Here is a 17,115-nt window from a genome sequence, read left to right as displayed (position 1 = left end):
ATTTTAACAAAGACAATTTTCTTAGTAAATATTTACACATAGATACCTTTAAATTATCCACATATTCTAGAATATATATAATTATGATTTAAAACACGGAAATATATAATTAATACATAGTAAGGGAGATGAGCAGGATGGTAAGTATAGAAAATTTTGGAATGTTAAGTAACGGACAACAGGTTAAAAAATATACTATAAAAAACAAAAAAGAAGAATATGTAGAGTTATTGGATTTTGGCGCAACAATTCATAGTATTAATGTTCTAGATAAAAAAGGAAACATTGGAGATGTTGTTTTAGGAATAAATAAAGCCAGTGACCTTGAAAAAAATTCATTCGCAGGAATAACCATAGGAAGGTGCGCTAATAGAATTGAATATGGAAAATGTGTGATTGATGGAAAAGAAATTCAATTGGAAAGAAATTTATTTGGAAAACATTTTTTGCACGGTGCAAGTGGAAACTACGGATTTAGACATTTTGAAGGAAAGATAAATGAAGAGGAAAATAGTGTATCTTTCTATTTACAGGATAAAGGAGAAGGTGGCTTTAATTGTAATGTAGATGCAGAGATAACATTTAAATTTGATAATGATTCAAATTTGAAAATAAGTTATAAAATGATTCCTTATGGGACTACAATATTATGTCCTACAAACCACACATATTTCAACCTGAATGGAGGAGATGTGAGAAAACTGAAATTACAGATAAATTCTGATAAAATAGTTAACAGAAAAGAGGAAGGGCTTGTAACAAGTGGCACTCATTCAGTTATAGGAACTCCGGCAGATTTTACCAAAATGAGAACAATAATGGAAGCAATGGATTCTGACGATGGAACTTATTTTGAAAGAACACCTAAAAGATTTGATGAAGTATATGTATTGTCTAAGAATGTAAATAAGAAAGTAGCAAGTTTATATGATGACATTACAGGTAGAGAAGTTGATGTTTATACAGATGCGGAAGCATTGATAATATTTAACGGAATAGCAGAAAATGATAGTCCTCAAAAGAATAATATAATATACAAAGGATATTGTGGATTTTGTATGGAAACTCAGTTTGTTCCTAATGCAATTAATTGCAAGGGATTTAGTTTGCCTGTGTTTAGAAAAGGTGAACAATTAATTTCAGAAACCATATATTCTTTTAAGGTAATAAGAGATTAAGGAATAATTTGAATTTCTCCTTTTAGATAATTAGGAAACTTGCCAATTATCCTAATGTGTTGTGGCTGTTGCTTTAATGATTTTACAATCATTAAAGCACAGCCTCTTTTTCTATCTATTCCCCATCTTTTACCTGGCTTCCGTCAGGTTCCATATGATAATTGTCCTTATAGATTAATTTAGAAATCGGCACAATCTGAAAGCCTTTTTCCTGCAGTCCTTCTATTACTTTAGGCAGAGCTTGGGCGGTGTATTTGGCACCGTTATGCATAAGGATGATGGAGCCGTTTCTTAGTGATTTGTGGTTTAAAACTGTGTTTACAATTGGTTCAACGCCATAATTTTTCCAGTCAAGAGAGTCAACATCCCATTGGATTGTGTAGTAGCCACAATTTTTCGCCTGTTCAATAAGGGCATTGTTGTAGTCACCGTAAGGTGGACGGAAAAGACACATTTTAGTGTTAGTAAGCTTTTCAACTTTCTCGGTTACGGAGTTTAATTCGTCACAAATGGAAGAGTTGCTAAGCTGTGGCATGTGCTTGTGGTGTTCGCTGTGATTTCCCAAATCGTGTCCGGCTGCTTTTATGGCTTTTACATCATCAGGGTAGCTTTCGACCCAACCACCGGTCATAAAGAAAGTTACATTAATCTTATATTTCTTTAAAATATCAAGGATTTTCTGAGTATCTTCATTTCCCCATGCAGCGTCAAAAGACAGTGCAACCATAGGTTTGTCAGTGTTAACGCGATAAATGGGAAGCTTCTTGCCATTAGTAGAAACGGTAATGGCTTCAAGTCCGTTGCTAAATAAATCTTTTTCGTAAATATATGTAGCACCGGCTATCATAATAAGAATAACAAGCCATAAAATACTTCTTTTCATAAGTGGGATTCGTTCTGAAGATGACATAAGCATACTTTCCAAGATAATTACTATAGTTTATGCGGAAATAATGATAATATGAAAAAGATTATTCAAAATAAAAGCAGATTAAAAAACATCAATAATTTTACGACCTAAATCACCCTGTAACTGATTCACATATTTACCTTAAATCTTTTCTCGGCATACTTTTCAAATATGGTTAAGTGCGCCAAAACTGCAAAAATCGCCCAAAAAACATACAATTTTTGCCACTTTGCGTACAAATAGGAAACTTAGTGCTATAAAAATGACTAACAGTTCTGTGCAGGAAATGTTTGAAAATACATTAAAAAAGTACTGGGCGTTCAATGGAGCGGAAAATTAAATTAGAACGTCGGGAAGGCACTGCAACTGAAGTAGGGGTAAAAATGAAATAGCGGAAAGTACTAAATCAGTGTTTAAGGTAGTAAAGGTATTTATAAGATATTAATTTAAATAATTAGGAATAAGGAATTAGAAAATGCCAAAAAATGACTCAAATATAATGGAAAAAATATAAGATGCAAAACTATGACGCACTTAAAAGGTATATGGAGAAATCGGACTCATCTGTATATATGGGGAAGAATACAGATTACAAAAGAAGAACACATCTGACAGTACTTTTCGGAAAAACTTAAATATATAGAAAAGTCAATACATCCAATTCTTTTAAAGATAAGGGGTTGTAAATAAATAAGAAGGAGGAACAAAGATTATGAAGAAATTAATTTCTAAATTAGGAGTTTTAGCAAACTGTATGGCTTTAATGTTAGTTATTCAGAGTGCTAACACAGCTTGCGCATGGATTGTTCATCAGCCTGAATTTCCAGAACAGGCAAGCAAGTTTAAAAAGGTAAAATAATATGATTGAAAAGTTAACCAATTATATTGTGGATTGCCAAATTGCTTCCGGAAAAATCAAAGAGGAAGAAGGTAGCGTGTATCGATACGGATACACGCTATTTTTTGAAAAATTAATCAATATAGCCATAGCTTTAATAATTTGTTTAATAACAGGTAAGTGGCTTGCGGTAGGACTTTTTCTTCTTGCAGTTATTCCGTTTAGAAGTTTTGCAGGAGGCTGGCATGCAAAAGAGTTTTGGCAATGTGTGATTTTATCTAATTTGATGATAGTCATAATGCTAATTTGTATTGAAAAATTATGTATAACCAAAGAAATAGTATATGTAATTTTTGAAGTAATAACACTTTTAGCACTTATTTTTATAATACCAACACAGAATCCTAACAAAAAATTGTCGCAAAATGAATTAAAAAAATATAAAAAAGTTTCATTTATTATATGGTTAGTACAATGTTGTTTGTTAGTTGTATTTTTTGTTTACAAAAGTTATCAATTTTCCACTATAATGTTGTATACTCATATTGTTATAGTAATCGCAGCGGTAGCTCAGACTATGAGCGAAATAAAAAACAGATAGATAAAGAGTGGAATAAGATAATGTTTAATGTTGCAATATGTGATGATGACAAAAATTTTATACAGTACGTTGAAGATATAATTAAGGAATTAGGATATGCGGAAGATGTAAAGTTTTTTGAATATCTGTCAGGTGAGGAATTTCTTTTTGACATAGATGAACGTGGGGATTTGGACTTAGTTGTTTTGGATATTCAAATGGGTGAAACAGACGGAAATCAGGTTTCTGTTGAACTTAGAAAAAGATATAAAAGTACAACTTTAGTTTTCTGTTCAGGATATTTTAAACCATCTCCGGAGAATATTAAAGTTTCGCCTTTTAGATTTTTATTAAAGGAATATTCAAGAGAGAGAATGGTAAGTGAGTTTAAAGAAATTTTTGAATATTTAATGAACAATAAAGATGAGCCTTCGATTGTATGTCGGGGAGAAAGAAGTCAGGTCCAGGTGTATGCTAATGAAATTATGTATATTGAAATTTCTAAGAGAGGAACAAAAGTACATACATTAAACAAAGGTGGTCTGGTAGAAAAAGTGTATTCCTGTAAAAAGAGTTTAGATTTTTTGTACGAATTGTTTAAGGAAAGTAATTTCGCTTATGCACATAACAGTTATATTGTTAATTTGAAATATGTAAAAAAGCTTTACTCTGAGGAACTAAAATTAGTTGATGGTCAGGTTTTATCAGTTTCAAGAACGAAGATTAAGAATTTAAGAAAACAGGTTACAGAGTATTTTGAGAGAAAATATAGGTAGGGGAGAATAGAATGAAAACGTTGATTTTGATTTTCCATTTATTAGTGTGTATATTTGAAATATGGATGCTATCTGATTTTTATGATGCCTTTTTAGGCTATAAAAATAAAGGAAAAAAGAGAAATATATTTATAGTATTATGTTTTGCATTAATTATTTTTGCAATTAATAGCTTTAATAATACAGTATTAAATCTGTCAGTTGTGCCGTTTATGTATTTTTTGTTAGCTGTAGTAGGTTTTAGTGGAAACATATACAAAAAAATATTTGGAACTTTCATAGGCACGGTAGTTCTTATGGGAACAGAATTAATTGTTGTGGGAGCATTAAGTGTAACATCCCAGCAGTTAATTGAAAGCAGTATGATGTATGAACCTTCAGCCATAATGTTAACTGTAATTGTAAAAATAGTTACCCTTATGGTGTTTGCCGTTATTAAACAGTTTGTGGCAAAAGAAGGAACAAATATGGATGGGGCAACATTTATGCTCTATATGGTTTTGCCGTTGTCGAGTATTGGAATTATGTTTTCCATAGCTTTTTGCAATATTGATTTTGGAAATGTAACTTTAGCAAAATACTGTCTTGCAATATTTTGTATTCTGCTTATGGCAGGAAATGGAACAGCATTTTATGCCTATAACAGATATGCAAAACTTTGTATGGAAAGAGAAATTAATAAGCGTACAGTTCTTATGCAGGAAATGGAGCTTGAAAATTATAAGAAGATTAATCAGGCAAATGATAAGTATATGGAATTATTACATAATTCAAATCATTATATGAGGACTGTGTATGGATTGTTAGAACAGGATAATAAAGATGAAGCAATAAACATTATGGATTCTGTTTTGACCGAATATGAAGAGGGTGAGCTTATTGAATATAGTACGAATTCTATACTTAATACTATTTTAAGCGAATATTATGATAAGTCTAAAACCAATCATATAGAATTTAACATTTTCGTTGAACCGGGATTTAATATTGAGTGTGTTGAGTCCATGGATCTTGTAGCAATGGTTAGTAATTTGATTTCAAATGCATATGAAGCAGCACTGAAAAGTGACGAGAAGAAAATAAAAGTTCAAATGTATATGCAAAATGACGGAAGTTTTATTATAATAAAGATAGAAAATTCATTTAGTGGGGAGATAGTAAGTCAGGGTGACAGGTTGCTTACAACAAAGAAAGACGGAAATATTCACGGCGTAGGAATTGAAAGCGTTGAAAAAGTTGCAGAAAAATATGATGGTTGGGTTTCTACATCATGGGGCAATAAAAGTTTTAGGACAATGTTAGTACTTAATAATTCTTATGTTGTGTAAATAACAACGGAGATTAAAATGAAAAACAGAAGAAGAAAAAAGAAGAAAAGCTTATTAAAGAGAATATTTATTTTTCTTTTAATTGTGGCAGTTGCCGCAGTGGCACTTATAGGGGCAAGGTACTTTATTAACAGACAGAAAGTTGTAAAACTGGATGAGATTGAAATGCCGGACTGGATTAAGTCGGAAATTATTGAGGTGGACGGCACTTCAAGAAGCGGTGAAAAGCTAAGTTCCGTAAAGGATATTGTGGTTCACTATGTTGGCAATCCGGGAAGTACGGCAGAACAAAATAGAAATTTTTATGCAGGGGATCAGTCTAATGTCAGTTCCCATTTTGTTGTGGGCTTAAAGGGAGAGATTATTCAATGTATTCCTTTGTCTGAAATGTCTGCAGCAAGTAATTGGCGAAACAATGACACTATTTCAATAGAGGTTTGTCATCCTGATGATACGGGAAAATTTAACAAGAAGACATACAAGTCATTGGTTAAGCTTGTGGCTTGGTTAGAGGAACAGTGTGGACTGGAAGATGGGGACGTTATAAGGCATTATGACATTACAGGAAAAGAGTGTCCAAGATATTTTGTAACCCATGAGGATGCGTGGAAGAAGTTTAAGCAGGATGTGGCAGATTATAGAAAGGATGAACAGTAATGATTACAAAGATGGGTGTACCTTTTAATGGTTTGGCAGGAGCAGGTTTTTCAGGAAGTTATAAGGGAATGAGATTTTTTATGAAAACTTATGACAAAGAAAATATTAGCGTATTCGTTTATCCTGAGCCATATAATTTTGAAAATACTAAGGATGAAAATAAGGAGAAAGTGGAGTTTCCTTATACTCACGAAGGCGTGGACCAGTGCATTGACTGGCTTAATCAGAAATACATTGACGATAAAGATAAATGGGATGAGGCATTTAATTCAAGAATGAATGCGGAATAATAAAGTACAGTGATGGAAAAATTATTGTCGAATAAACAAGAAACTTATTGATAAAAATTCTCGATATGGTCTATAATGAATAATATGCGTGAGAGATTGTGAGAGTGCAAATCAGGTCACAATCAGCATAATCCTAATTGGAATGTATTTACATATAACTAGTGTAGGAAAAAGCAAGTAGCCATAGAAACGCATTAAGGTTACAGGGCTAGGAGGCATATTACATTATGAGACTTTCAGATTTGAAACAGGGACAGACGGGAATAATACGTCAGGTAGGTGGAGGCGGTCAATTACGTCAACATTTCCTTGATATGGGATTAATACAGGGAACTGAGATTACATATATTAAGGCTGCACCTATGGGTGACCCTATAGAATATAGAATTTGGGGATATGAATTAACTCTTCGAAAAGATGATGGGGCGAAGATTGAAGTAGAATTAGTGGAAAAAAGAGAAGGTAAAAAAGAAACAGGAGAACATAAATCTTCTAATTTTACTAACCATCCTCATATTGGTGAATCAGGAATTTACCACGTAAAACAGCGTGGGGAAACAATAGAAAAAGGACAGTTAATAACTTTCGGATTGGCAGGAAATCAGAACTGTGGAAAGACTACTTTGTTTAATCAGCTTACAGGCTCTAACCAGCACGTTGGAAATTTTCCGGGAGTTACGGTAGACAGAAAAGATGGTCAGATAAGAGGCCAGGAAAACACAATGGTTGTGGATTTGCCGGGAATTTATTCCATGTCACCTTATACAAGCGAAGAAATTGTATCAAGGGAATATTTCTTAAATGAGCGACCACGTGGAATAATTAATATAGTAGATGCAACTAATATAGAACGAAATATGTATCTTACAATGCAGTTAATAGAGCTTGATATACCAATGGTTCTTGCTCTTAATATGATGGATGAGGTAACTGCTAACGGTGGAACAATTGATGTTAATAAGCTAGAGGCAACACTTGGAATTCCGGTTATACCTATTTCTGCAGCAAAGAATGAAGGTGTAGATGAATTAATTGAACACGCTATGCATGTGGCAGTTCATAGAGAAAGACCGGGACGAATGGATTTTTGTGATGCTGATGGAGAAGACCATGGTGCAGTTCATAGATGCATTCATTCTATTATGCATCTTATTGATGATCATGCACATAGCAATTTGGTGCCTATTAGATTTGCAGCAAGCAAAATAATAGAAGGTGATACAGATATAATTGATCGTTTAAAGCTTGAGCAAAATGAAAAAGAAATGATTGAACATATTATTGTTCAGATGGAAAATGAAAGTGGAATGGATAGACTTTCAGCCCTTGCAAAAATGCGTTTTACATTTATAGACAAGGTATGCAAGTCAACTGTTGTAAAACCAAGGGAGAGTAAAGAGCATTTAAGAAGTCAAAAAATAGACAAAATCCTTACAGGAAAATATACAGCAATTCCTGCTTTTGCAGTAATAATGGCATTGATTTTCTGGTTAACATTTGGTGTTATAGGAAACAGACTTCAGGCACTTATGGATATGGGAATAAGTTATTTAAGTGATTTATGCAGCAGTGCAATGGTCGGTGCCAATGTTAATGAAGTTTTGCAGTCACTAGTTATTAACGGAATTTTCGTAGGCGTAGGTAGTGTTTTAAGTTTTTTACCTATCATAGTTGTTTTGTTTTTCTTCCTATCATTGTTGGAAGACAGTGGATATATGGCAAGAATTGCCTTTGTAATGGATAAGCTTTTAAGAAAAATAGGTTTATCAGGAAGAAGTTTTGTACCTATGATTATAGGTTTTGGTTGTTCAGTTCCTGCTATTATGGCAACAAGAACTTTACCTTCAGAGCGAGACAGAAAGATGACTATTATGCTGACACCGTTTATGAGTTGTTCGGCAAAGATTCCAATTTATGCGTTTTTTACTGCAGCATTCTTCCCACAAAATGGAACAATGGTAATGATTGGTCTTTATTTTACGGGAATAATAGTTGCAATATTGTACGCATTAGTATTAGACAAAACTAAGTTTAAAGGTGAACCGGTTCCTTTTGTTATGGAACTTCCAAACTACAGAATGCCGGGAGCTAAAAGTGTGTTAAGACTTATATGGGATAAAGCAAAAGACTTTATTACCAGAGCATTTACGGTAATATTTATTGCTTCTCTTATTATATGGTTCCTTCAGACATTTAGCATTACATTTAATATAGTGTCTGATTCTAAAGATAGTATTCTTGCATTAATAGGCGGTGTAATAGCACCAATATTTGCACCACTGGGATTTGGAGACTGGAGAGCATCAACAGCCCTTATAACAGGATTTACAGCAAAGGAAAGTGTTGTAAGTACTATGACAGTGCTTTTAGGAGGAAGTCCTGTGGCAACAATGTTTAACACACATAATGCAATAGTATTTTTAGTATTTACACTTTTGTATACTCCGTGTGTTGCAGCCATTACTTCAGTAAAAAGAGAACTGGGTGGAAAATGGGCTATTGGAGTTGTGGCATTACAGTGTGGAATGGCTTGGATAATAGCTTTTCTGGTTAATCTGATTCTTATAGTTGCAGGTGTTTAAGTTTGCTTGACAAGTGTTTTTTCTTATAATATAATCAGTTTTAATGGCGACGACGAAGAGAAGTAGCATTAATTATCGCTTTCAGAGAGCAGGCGTAGGTGGAAGTACTGTAGAATGAATTAATGTGAATAACACTTTAGAGCTGCAATCCGAAAGTTGAATTTAATAGTTGTTTAGATAGTACTTTTGATAGGTAGTAATATTAGAAGAGTTGATATTTGATTAGTAGGTGAGCCGTAGCTGAACGATAAACAGCAGGTTTTTAAACCGATGAGTGGCTGCAGAGCAGTAAATCAGGTGGTACCGCGGACTTAAAGATATTTATGGTTCGTCCTGAAACGATTTCGTTTTGGGACGGGCCTTTTTTGTTGCTTAAGTCTTAGTGAGAGAATTCGCAAATGAACTCTTTTTGAGTTTAAGTCCTGATTGAAATCGGATACTCGTATTTTTGAAGGGAGAAAACTAATGAACACGAACACAAATAACATTTATCGTGACGTAACAATGGACAACATTTCAGAAAAGAATGTTGGCGAAACAGTAAGAATTGCCGGTTGGATTGAGAATATCAGAGACCACGGTGGAGTTTCTTTTATTGACCTTAGAGATATGTATGGAGTTATGCAAGTTGTAATGCGTGACACTTCTCTTCTTGAAGGATTAAACAAGGAAGATTGTATTTCAGTAGAGGGACCAATTGAACACAGAGACGAAGAAACATACAATCCAAAGATTCCAACAGGAACAATTGAATTAGAAGCAAAAAGCGTAGATATTTTAGGAAAAGTATATAAACAGTTACCTTTTGAAATTATGACTTCAAAGGAAACACGTGAAGATGTAAGACTTAAATATCGTTATTTAGATCTTAGAAATGCAAAGGTTAAAGACAATATGATTTTTCGTTCAAAGGTTATTTCATATTTAAGAGAAAAAATGGTAGAAATGGGATTCTTAGAAATCCAGACACCTATCCTTTGTGCATCATCACCTGAAGGAGCTAGAGATTATATCGTTCCTTCAAGAAAGTTTAAAGGAAAGTTTTATGCATTACCACAGGCACCACAGCAGTATAAGCAGTTATTAATGGTGTCAGGTTTTGATAAGTATTTCCAGATTGCACCATGTTTTAGAGATGAAGATGCAAGAGCAGACCGTTCACCTGGAGAATTCTACCAGTTAGACTTTGAAATGAGTTTTGCAACTCAGGAAGATGTTTTTAGAGTAGGTGAAAAAGTTTTAGCGGACACATTTAATAAGTTTGCACCTGAAGGATATGAAGTTACTCAGGCTCCATTCCCTATTATCAGTTATAAACAGGCTATGCTCGAATTTGGTTCAGATAAGCCTGACCTTAGAAACCCATTAAGAATCATTGACCTTACAGACTTTTTCCAGAGATGTACATTTAAGCCATTCCACGGAAAGACAGTAAGAGCTATTAAGGTTCACGCAGATATGTCTAAGGGATTCCACGAGAAATTACTTAAGTTTGCACAGAGTATTGGCATGGGTGGACTTGGTTACTTAGAAGTAATGGAAGACAAATCATACAAGGGACCAATCGATAAGTTTATTCCTGATGACATGAAGGAAGAAATCAGAGAAACAGCTGGTCTTGAAGTTGGAGACACAATCTTCTTTATTGCTGACAATGAAAAGAATGCTGCTTTATATGCAGGTCAGATTCGTACAGCATTAGGCGAAAGACTCGACCTTATTGAAAAGAACTCATTTAAGTTCTGTTATATCAATGATTTCCCAATGTATGAATATGACAAGGAAACAAAGAAGATGGAATTTACTCATAACCCATTCTCAATGCCACAGGGTGGACTGGAAGCTCTTGAAACAATGGATCCTGAAGAAATTCTTGCATACCAGTACGATATTGTATGTAATGGTGTAGAACTTTCATCAGGTGCTGTTAGAAACCATGATATGAAGATTATGGTTAAGGCATTTGAAATTGCAGGCTATACAGAAGAAGACTTAAAGGAAAAATTCGGAGCTTTATACAATGCATTCCAGTTTGGTGCACCACCACACGCAGGAATGGCACCTGGTGTTGACCGTATGATTATGCTTCTTCGTGATGAAGAAAACATTCGTGAAGTTATTCCATTCCCAATGAATGGTAATGCACAGGATCTTATGTGTGGAGCACCTGGAGAAGTAACCGAACAGCAGTTAAGAGAAGTTCACATTAAAGTAAGACAGTAGTATTGTTTAGCAGATAGATTAAAGAAAGACAATAATATTGTTTAGCAGAGAGGTTAAAGAAAGACAGTAATATTGTTTAGCAAGGAGATGGTTGAAATGAAAAAGTACAGTACAGTAGTTTTTGATTTGGATGGAACATTGTTAAACACATTAGAAGACTTGGCAGATGCAGTTAACTATGTGCTTAGAAAGTTTGGCTGGGAAGAACATACAATAGACAGAGTTAGAATGGATGTTGGAAATGGAATTAAGAAGCTTGTGGAGCGTTCCGTACCTGATGGCTTGAACAATCCTAAGTTTGAGGAAGCCTATGAAACTTTTATGGAATACTATCAGGCACATTGCCAGATAAAGACTGACGCATATCCCGGGATATTGGATTTGTTAAAAAGCCTAAAGGACAAGGGCTACAAGATGGCAATTGTTTCAAACAAGGCTCAGTGTGCAGTGTCAGAGTTAAATGAAATATATTTTAAGAAATATATTGACGTGGCAATTGGTGAAAACGAAGCCGGTGGCATTGGCAAGAAACCGGCACCTGATGAAGTAAACTTAGCACTTGAACAACTTGACAGCACAAAGGCTGAGTCAATATACGTGGGAGACTCCGACGTAGACAAAGCCACAGCAGACAACTCACAGCTTGACTGTGTACTATGCCAGTGGGGTTTTAGAGACTTAGAATTGCTGGAAAGCCTGAAGCCAAAGAGCATAATTGCGAAGCCGGAAGAACTTATAGAAGTATTAGAAGGCTAGACAAGTAAATAGAAAATAAAAGTGTAAAATAAAGAAACCACTGTGTGAGGAGCATGGTGGTTTCTTTTTTTACTTAATAAGATAATCCTTTGGAGTTTTTATTAAGCAAAAATTCGCCAAATTTATTATACAAATTTGATACATAAAAATGATAAGTTATGTGAAGATAAAAAACAGAAAACATATTTATAAAAGACTCGGAGGTTGAAGATGAAAAAGAGAATCTTATTATGTACAGCATTGTTGGCAATGTCTTGCATTATTTTTTCGTGTAAAAAAGAGAAGGGTGTAAATGATTCAGCAACTGAATCAAAGGTGATTGCTATAACTGAAACAAAAGAAGTTGACACCACAGTTGCTAAGAAAAATGTAGAGACAAAAAATCAAATTTATACAGATGAGCAGATTAGTGAGGCTGAAAAAGTTGCAAGTGATTATTATAAAAATTTTGCACATAAAGTAAAAGATTTAAAATTTAAGAAGATTAAAGGAAAAAAAGTGATGTTCCAAATATATGATGAGACAAATGAGGCAACAAGATTTATATATTTAAAACTGCAAAATGGTAAATGGAAAGTTGTCAATGAGGGATATTAAAGTTAAAGGAATGTTCTACATATAAAAAAGACATGATACATAAAATATGTAAAACATTAAAAGAAGGAAAAATCAAAGCGCAAATGATAAATATGTCATATGTAGACAATATAATATAGGTTATTTACTATTTTTCAGGAGTTCCATTTTTAAAATATTCAGAAATGTACTGTGTAATAAGAGAAGGAAAGAGCAGATGGGTTATAAAACAAATTATTCATATCTTTATAATGTCATTTGTGTTCATGTTAATTGCGGAAGTGCAAGGGATGGAACGATCCTTATAAAAAAATCCTCCGGGAAGAATGAGAATACATTCTACTTGGAGGATTTTTATTTTAAAAATATAATAATTATAATCTACAGCACTCCGCAGGCTTTCTTTGCCAGCATATCAGCCATATCATTGTATTTGTCACCGGAATGACCTTTGACTTTTTCAAACTGTACGTTTACTTTGGTTTTGATTTTATTGTAATAATCTCTGTAGGCTATTGTGCCTTTCTTGTTGGCTTTCCATTCTCCGGTACACCATTTTGAGATTCCCATATAATCATAATAAATTGAAAGATTGGTGATGCCGTGGTTTACGGCATATTCCATTGCTGCCATTGAACCAAAAATCTCGCCTGCAACATTACGCATTGAAGCCATTTCCGCATCGGAGAAAGATTTTGACATATGAAGTTCTTCGCCATTGTGAAACATTACGACGCCGTAGCCGAATTCCTTGGTGGCAATATTGTAGCTTCCGTCAACATAGGCGGTGGCGCAGGAAGAATCAGAGGTAATGCTGCCATCAACGTCAATAGGGATTTCTGAATTGGAAGAACTTTCAATGCCTAAAAAAGCAAGAGCTTCATCTTTAGTTTTAAAGCTTTTGAAAACTGCGCCGGAATAGCCGTCAACGCTTTTCTTACATTCGTCCCACGTTTCAAAAATTCCGGGAGTCTTACCATTTTTAACAGCATAAAATTTTTTTGCCATAAAGAACCTCCTGTACATAAATCAAATAATTGCAAAATTATTTTGTGTATACTCCTAGCCGTCAAAAATCTGCCTATTGTTTGCTTATACAAATTTTGACTGCTAGGAGATTAAATAGTGTTTCGTAATTATTTGATTAAATTTATTCCTGAGAATTTGTTTCTTTAACAGCCTCCGTAACTTTTTCGGTTGCTTTGGCTGTTGGCTTTGTTGGAGCCTTTGTTATTTTTTCTGTTTTCTTCTCAGTTTGTTTTTCAGTCTTCTTTTTTGTAGTATTTTTCTTGGTTGTTTCTTTTGTATTGTTTTTCTTTGTTGTGTTTTCTTTTTTCGTAGTTTTTTTAGTTGTCTTTGGTTTTGAGTTTTTCTTTGTTGTTGTTTTTTGGGTTGTGGTTTTGTTGTTTGTATAGCTTGATTTTGCTGTTGTTTCACGACCGATTGTTTCTCTGCCAATTGTTTCTTCTTCGCTGTCTGTGTTGCTGTAAGAAGTTGTTGTTTCTGTTTCTTTTTTCTTCTTTTTACGTTTCTTCTTAGAAGTTTTTGAATCGGTGTTCCATGGGTTATTTTCGTCAGGATCTGACGGGTCCCATGAGGAACGTGGATCGGATTCGTTTAGCTTCTGCATTTCAGGTAAAGGAAGCACAGATTTTTCGTTAGCCTTTGAGTAGATTTTGACTTTTGTGCCTTCAGGGCAGTTGTCGTAAATCCATTTTATGTCAGCAACCTGAAATCTTACGCAGCCTAAAGAGGCAACATTGCCAAGTTTGTTGTATTCCCAGTATTCAAGGGCATCACTTTCAGGTGATGTGTAAGGCACTGAATGCAACATAATTTGTCCCTGAATTCTTACAGCGTACTGGGCATATGTGTTATCAACCATTAATCGCCAACGATATTTTTCTGAAACGGTAAAAGTACCATTAGGTGTAAAATCGTCCTCGCGACCGGTTGAACAAACGAAAGCCTTGTAAGGAACTGAATATTTACCTTTCTTGTCAATGCCGTAAACAATGGCAAAGTTCTCTTTCTTGTTAACTTTTATATAGAAAGGATGCTCAGCCTTAAAATTAATCAGCTTCTTATAATTAACAATTGTAGTTTCCGGAACGGTAGTCTGTGCCACAGTCGTTTCGGAATTAGTTGTTGTTTCCTTAGAATCAACGCTCTTGCTTGAACAGCCTACGGTAAAAATAGCAATATTTAGTAATAAAATGCCGGCACCAAGACGCCAGCATTTGTGAATCTTATTTTTTATCATTTAGTGTCTCCATACTTCATATATTTTTATCAATTAGTGCGACTAAAAAAATAGTCTACGCATATTCTATATTTTTAATAAACTAATTGCAATAGAAAAAATAGGAATATTGATAAAAAAACATTATTAATGAAAGTCCTATTTTGTTGACGTGAATTGTGGGATTTGATAAAATTTGTTATTAGTAGGAAAAAATATAGATTCCACAGAAAATTTCATTTTTGGAAGGAGAACAAAATGGGATACACAAAACAGAAAATATTAAATATGGCAGAGACAGAGGATGTAGAATTTATCCGTCTGCAGTTTACTGACCTTTTCGGAACATTAAAGAATGTTGCAATTACAAAGAGCCAGTTAGCTAAGGCATTAGACAACAAGATTATGTTCGACGGATCTTCTATTGAAGGTTTTGCCAGAATTGAAGAATCAGATATGTATTTATATCCTGATTATGACACTTTTGAAATTTTACCTTTTAGACCACATCAGGGTAAAGTTGCCAGAATGATTTGTGATGTTTACAAACCTGACGGCACACAACTTGAAAATGATCCAAGATACATATTAAAGAAGGTTCTGAAAGAAGCAGAAGATATGGGATACGAATTTAACGTAGGACCGGAATGTGAATTCTTCCTTTTCCATACTGACGATTACGGAAACCCAACAACAATCAGCCATGAGAAAGGCAGTTATTTCGATTTGGGACCAACAGACTTAGGCGAAAATGCCCGTAGAGATATGGTTCTTAACCTTGAAGAAATGGGATTTGAAGTGGAAGCATCACATCATGAAGTTGCACCTGCACAGCATGAGATTGATTTTAAATACGGTGAAGCATTAGAAACTGCTGATAAGATTATGACATACAAACTTACAGTAAAGACTATTGCAAAACGTCATGGATTATATGCATCATTTATGCCAAAGCCAAAATACGGAATGTGCGGTTCAGGAATGCATATTAATATGTCTTTATTTAACAAAGAAGGACAGAATATTTTCGTTGATGAAAATGACAAAAACGGACTTAGTAAAGAAGCCTACAACTTTATAGCAGGATTAATGAAGCATATGCGTTCAATGACAGCTATTATTAATCCTATTGTAAATTCATATAAGAGATTAGTTCCGGGATACGAAGCTCCAACATACATTGCATGGTCAGCAACAAACAGAAGCCCCCTTATTAGAGTGCCGGCAGCAAGAGGACTTGGTACAAGAGTTGAACTTAGAAGCCCTGACTGTGCTACTAACCCATATCTTGCAATTGCAGTATGTTTAGCAGCAGGACTTGACGGAATTAAGAATAACCTTCAGCCTGTTGACAGCATTCAGAGAGATATTTACTCAATGACTGATGAGGAAAGAGATGAAGCAGGAATTGAAAATCTTCCAAAGAATCTTTACGAAGCAATTCAGGAAATGAGAAAATCAGATTTTGTTAAGGGAGTTCTTGGCAAGGAAGTATTCAAGAAATACATTAAGGCTAAGGAAGAAGAATGGATGGAATACACATCACAGGTTACTGATTGGGAAATTGACAGGTATTTAGGACGAATCTAAGAATCATTAAGATTGAACAAAATTCGGAGGGAAAACATTGTCAGGAATAATAGTAGCATTTCCTAAAGCCCAAGATGGAACGGCCATAAAGAACCTTTTGGTTAGAAACGGATACGATGTTGTATCAAGTTGCACAACCGGGGCGCAGGCCATAAACCTGGCGGATAATTTAGGTGAAGGAATTATAATAAGCGGGTACAGACTCCCGGATATGTTGTATACCGGAATATTGGAGAATGTTGAAGGCAGATTCGAGATGCTTCTTGTAGCATCAAAACAGAGATTGCTTGAAGACGAAACCGGCATTGCAATGCTGGAGATGCCAATCAAGGTAAGGGATTTCCTTAATTCCATCGAAATGATGGAGAATAACTTATTTGAGAGAACCCGAAAGAAAAAGAGAAAGCCGGGACAGCGTACAAAAGAAGAACAGGCAGTGATTAATCAGGCCAAAGAAGTTCTAATGGACAAAAATAATATGTCGGAAAATGAGGCACACAGGTACATACAAAAATCAGCCATGGACAGTGGAAGAACTATGGTTGAAACAGCCGAAATGATTCTGGCAATTATGTATAAAGAATAAAAA

Annotated in this window: 16 protein-coding genes; 13 read left to right on the top strand and 3 right to left on the bottom strand. The window is 34.5% G+C overall.

All coding sequences use genetic code 11. From position 1 onward, the window contains the following. Window positions 1-137: 137 nt before the first annotated feature. Window positions 138-1,178 (top strand): aldose epimerase family protein, encoded by a 1,041-nt coding sequence (locus NQ558_RS00615; RefSeq protein WP_005359838.1) that lies wholly within the window; start codon window positions 138-140, stop codon window positions 1,176-1,178. Window positions 1,179-1,293: 115 nt separating this feature from the next. Here the strand turns inward: NQ558_RS00615 and NQ558_RS00610 are convergent, their stop codons facing one another. Beyond that, window positions 1,294-2,088 carry a polysaccharide deacetylase family protein gene (locus NQ558_RS00610; RefSeq protein WP_040446167.1) on the bottom strand — a complete coding sequence of 265 codons (795 nt, stop codon included), beginning with the start codon at window positions 2,086-2,088 and terminating at the stop codon, window positions 1,294-1,296. Between the two features lie 712 nt (window positions 2,089-2,800). Between NQ558_RS00610 and NQ558_RS00605 the strand changes: the two genes are divergently transcribed. The 10 genes from NQ558_RS00605 to NQ558_RS00560 all read left to right on the top strand — a co-directional run bounded on the left by NQ558_RS00605 (window position 2,801) and on the right by NQ558_RS00560 (window position 12,715). After that, complete coding sequence (locus tag NQ558_RS00605; protein WP_005359841.1) at window positions 2,801-2,947, top strand: cyclic lactone autoinducer peptide; 147 nt, start codon at window positions 2,801-2,803, stop codon at window positions 2,945-2,947. A 1-nt stretch (window position 2,948) separates the two neighbouring features. Then, window positions 2,949-3,527 carry an accessory gene regulator B family protein gene (locus NQ558_RS00600; RefSeq protein ID WP_005359843.1) on the top strand — a complete coding sequence of 193 codons (579 nt, stop codon included), beginning with the start codon at window positions 2,949-2,951 and terminating at the stop codon, window positions 3,525-3,527. Between the two features lie 20 nt (window positions 3,528-3,547). Continuing rightward, window positions 3,548-4,282 (top strand): LytR/AlgR family response regulator transcription factor, encoded by a 735-nt coding sequence (locus tag NQ558_RS00595; RefSeq protein ID WP_005359849.1) that lies wholly within the window; start codon window positions 3,548-3,550, stop codon window positions 4,280-4,282. 11 nt (window positions 4,283-4,293) lie between these two features. After that, entirely contained in the window at window positions 4,294-5,610 is a 1,317-nt protein-coding gene (locus NQ558_RS00590) for a sensor histidine kinase (RefSeq protein ID WP_040446169.1), read from the top strand. 18 nt (window positions 5,611-5,628) lie between these two features. Beyond that, window positions 5,629-6,267, top strand: a complete 639-nt coding sequence (locus NQ558_RS00585) for a peptidoglycan recognition protein family protein (RefSeq protein ID WP_005359854.1) — start codon at window positions 5,629-5,631, stop codon at window positions 6,265-6,267. Then, complete coding sequence (locus NQ558_RS00580) at window positions 6,267-6,557, top strand: hypothetical protein (RefSeq protein ID WP_005359857.1); 291 nt, start codon at window positions 6,267-6,269, stop codon at window positions 6,555-6,557. Before NQ558_RS00585 ends, NQ558_RS00580 begins: the two co-directional genes overlap by 1 nt. A 227-nt stretch (window positions 6,558-6,784) precedes the next feature. Next, window positions 6,785-9,139 (top strand): ferrous iron transport protein B, encoded by a 2,355-nt coding sequence (feoB, locus tag NQ558_RS00575; protein ID WP_005359859.1) that lies wholly within the window; start codon window positions 6,785-6,787, stop codon window positions 9,137-9,139. 465 nt (window positions 9,140-9,604) lie between these two features. Next, window positions 9,605-11,362 (top strand): aspartate--tRNA ligase, encoded by a 1,758-nt coding sequence (gene aspS / locus NQ558_RS00570; protein ID WP_040446171.1) that lies wholly within the window; start codon window positions 9,605-9,607, stop codon window positions 11,360-11,362. Window positions 11,363-11,458: 96 nt separating this feature from the next. Further along, window positions 11,459-12,118, top strand: a complete 660-nt coding sequence (locus NQ558_RS00565) for an HAD family hydrolase (protein WP_040446174.1) — start codon at window positions 11,459-11,461, stop codon at window positions 12,116-12,118. A 210-nt stretch (window positions 12,119-12,328) separates the two neighbouring features. After that, window positions 12,329-12,715, top strand: coding sequence for a hypothetical protein (locus tag NQ558_RS00560; protein WP_005359863.1), 387 nt, complete (start codon window positions 12,329-12,331; stop codon window positions 12,713-12,715). A 360-nt stretch (window positions 12,716-13,075) separates the two neighbouring features. On the opposite strand, the gene NQ558_RS00555 is transcribed toward NQ558_RS00560, so the two are convergent. Then, the gene (locus tag NQ558_RS00555; RefSeq protein WP_005359866.1) at window positions 13,076-13,702 is read right to left on the bottom strand and encodes a ribonuclease H1 domain-containing protein; all 627 of its coding nucleotides are present in this window, start codon (window positions 13,700-13,702) and stop codon (window positions 13,076-13,078) included. A 142-nt stretch (window positions 13,703-13,844) separates the two neighbouring features. Continuing rightward, on the bottom strand, window positions 13,845-14,957 hold the full coding sequence (locus NQ558_RS00550) for a L,D-transpeptidase (protein WP_005359867.1): 1,113 nt from the start codon (window positions 14,955-14,957) through the stop codon (window positions 13,845-13,847). A gap of 237 nt (window positions 14,958-15,194) precedes the next feature. On the opposite strand from NQ558_RS00550, the gene glnA reads away from it, so the two are divergent. Together glnA and NQ558_RS00540 are read left to right on the top strand one after the other, a co-directional pair. Then, the gene (glnA, locus tag NQ558_RS00545) at window positions 15,195-16,526 is read left to right on the top strand and encodes a type I glutamate--ammonia ligase (RefSeq protein WP_005359868.1); all 1,332 of its coding nucleotides are present in this window, start codon (window positions 15,195-15,197) and stop codon (window positions 16,524-16,526) included. Window positions 16,527-16,563: 37 nt separating this feature from the next. Next, a complete protein-coding gene (locus tag NQ558_RS00540) occupies window positions 16,564-17,112 on the top strand; it encodes an ANTAR domain-containing response regulator (RefSeq protein WP_040446176.1) in 549 nt (182 codons plus the stop codon). Window positions 17,113-17,115 lie beyond the last annotated feature (3 nt).

It is taken from the genome of Eubacterium ventriosum (assembly GCF_025150745.1).
Taxonomy (GTDB): Bacteria; Bacillota; Clostridia; order Lachnospirales; family Lachnospiraceae; genus Eubacterium_G; species Eubacterium_G ventriosum.
This window is presented reverse-complemented; position numbering and strand designations above follow the sequence as displayed.

Excerpts from the sequence above, each read along its gene's own strand:
- NQ558_RS00595 (WP_005359849.1), top strand. The coding sequence starts at position 3,548 with ATGTTTAATGTTGCAATATGTGATGATGACAAAAATTTTATACAGTAC.
- NQ558_RS00550 (WP_005359867.1), bottom strand. The coding sequence starts at position 14,957 with ATGATAAAAAATAAGATTCACAAATGCTGGCGTCTTGGTGCCGGCATT.
- NQ558_RS00600 (WP_005359843.1), top strand. The coding sequence starts at position 2,949 with ATGATTGAAAAGTTAACCAATTATATTGTGGATTGCCAAATTGCTTCC.
- NQ558_RS00590 (WP_040446169.1), top strand. The coding sequence starts at position 4,294 with ATGAAAACGTTGATTTTGATTTTCCATTTATTAGTGTGTATATTTGAA.
- glnA (WP_005359868.1), top strand. The coding sequence starts at position 15,195 with ATGGGATACACAAAACAGAAAATATTAAATATGGCAGAGACAGAGGAT.
- feoB (WP_005359859.1), top strand. The coding sequence starts at position 6,785 with ATGAGACTTTCAGATTTGAAACAGGGACAGACGGGAATAATACGTCAG.
- NQ558_RS00580 (WP_005359857.1), top strand. The coding sequence starts at position 6,267 with ATGATTACAAAGATGGGTGTACCTTTTAATGGTTTGGCAGGAGCAGGT.
- NQ558_RS00605 (WP_005359841.1), top strand. The coding sequence starts at position 2,801 with ATGAAGAAATTAATTTCTAAATTAGGAGTTTTAGCAAACTGTATGGCT.
- NQ558_RS00565 (WP_040446174.1), top strand. The coding sequence starts at position 11,459 with ATGAAAAAGTACAGTACAGTAGTTTTTGATTTGGATGGAACATTGTTA.
- NQ558_RS00615 (WP_005359838.1), top strand. The coding sequence starts at position 138 with ATGGTAAGTATAGAAAATTTTGGAATGTTAAGTAACGGACAACAGGTT.
- aspS (WP_040446171.1), top strand. The coding sequence starts at position 9,605 with ATGAACACGAACACAAATAACATTTATCGTGACGTAACAATGGACAAC.
- NQ558_RS00560 (WP_005359863.1), top strand. The coding sequence starts at position 12,329 with ATGAAAAAGAGAATCTTATTATGTACAGCATTGTTGGCAATGTCTTGC.
- NQ558_RS00610 (WP_040446167.1), bottom strand. The coding sequence starts at position 2,088 with ATGTCATCTTCAGAACGAATCCCACTTATGAAAAGAAGTATTTTATGG.
- NQ558_RS00555 (WP_005359866.1), bottom strand. The coding sequence starts at position 13,702 with ATGGCAAAAAAATTTTATGCTGTTAAAAATGGTAAGACTCCCGGAATT.
- NQ558_RS00585 (WP_005359854.1), top strand. The coding sequence starts at position 5,629 with ATGAAAAACAGAAGAAGAAAAAAGAAGAAAAGCTTATTAAAGAGAATA.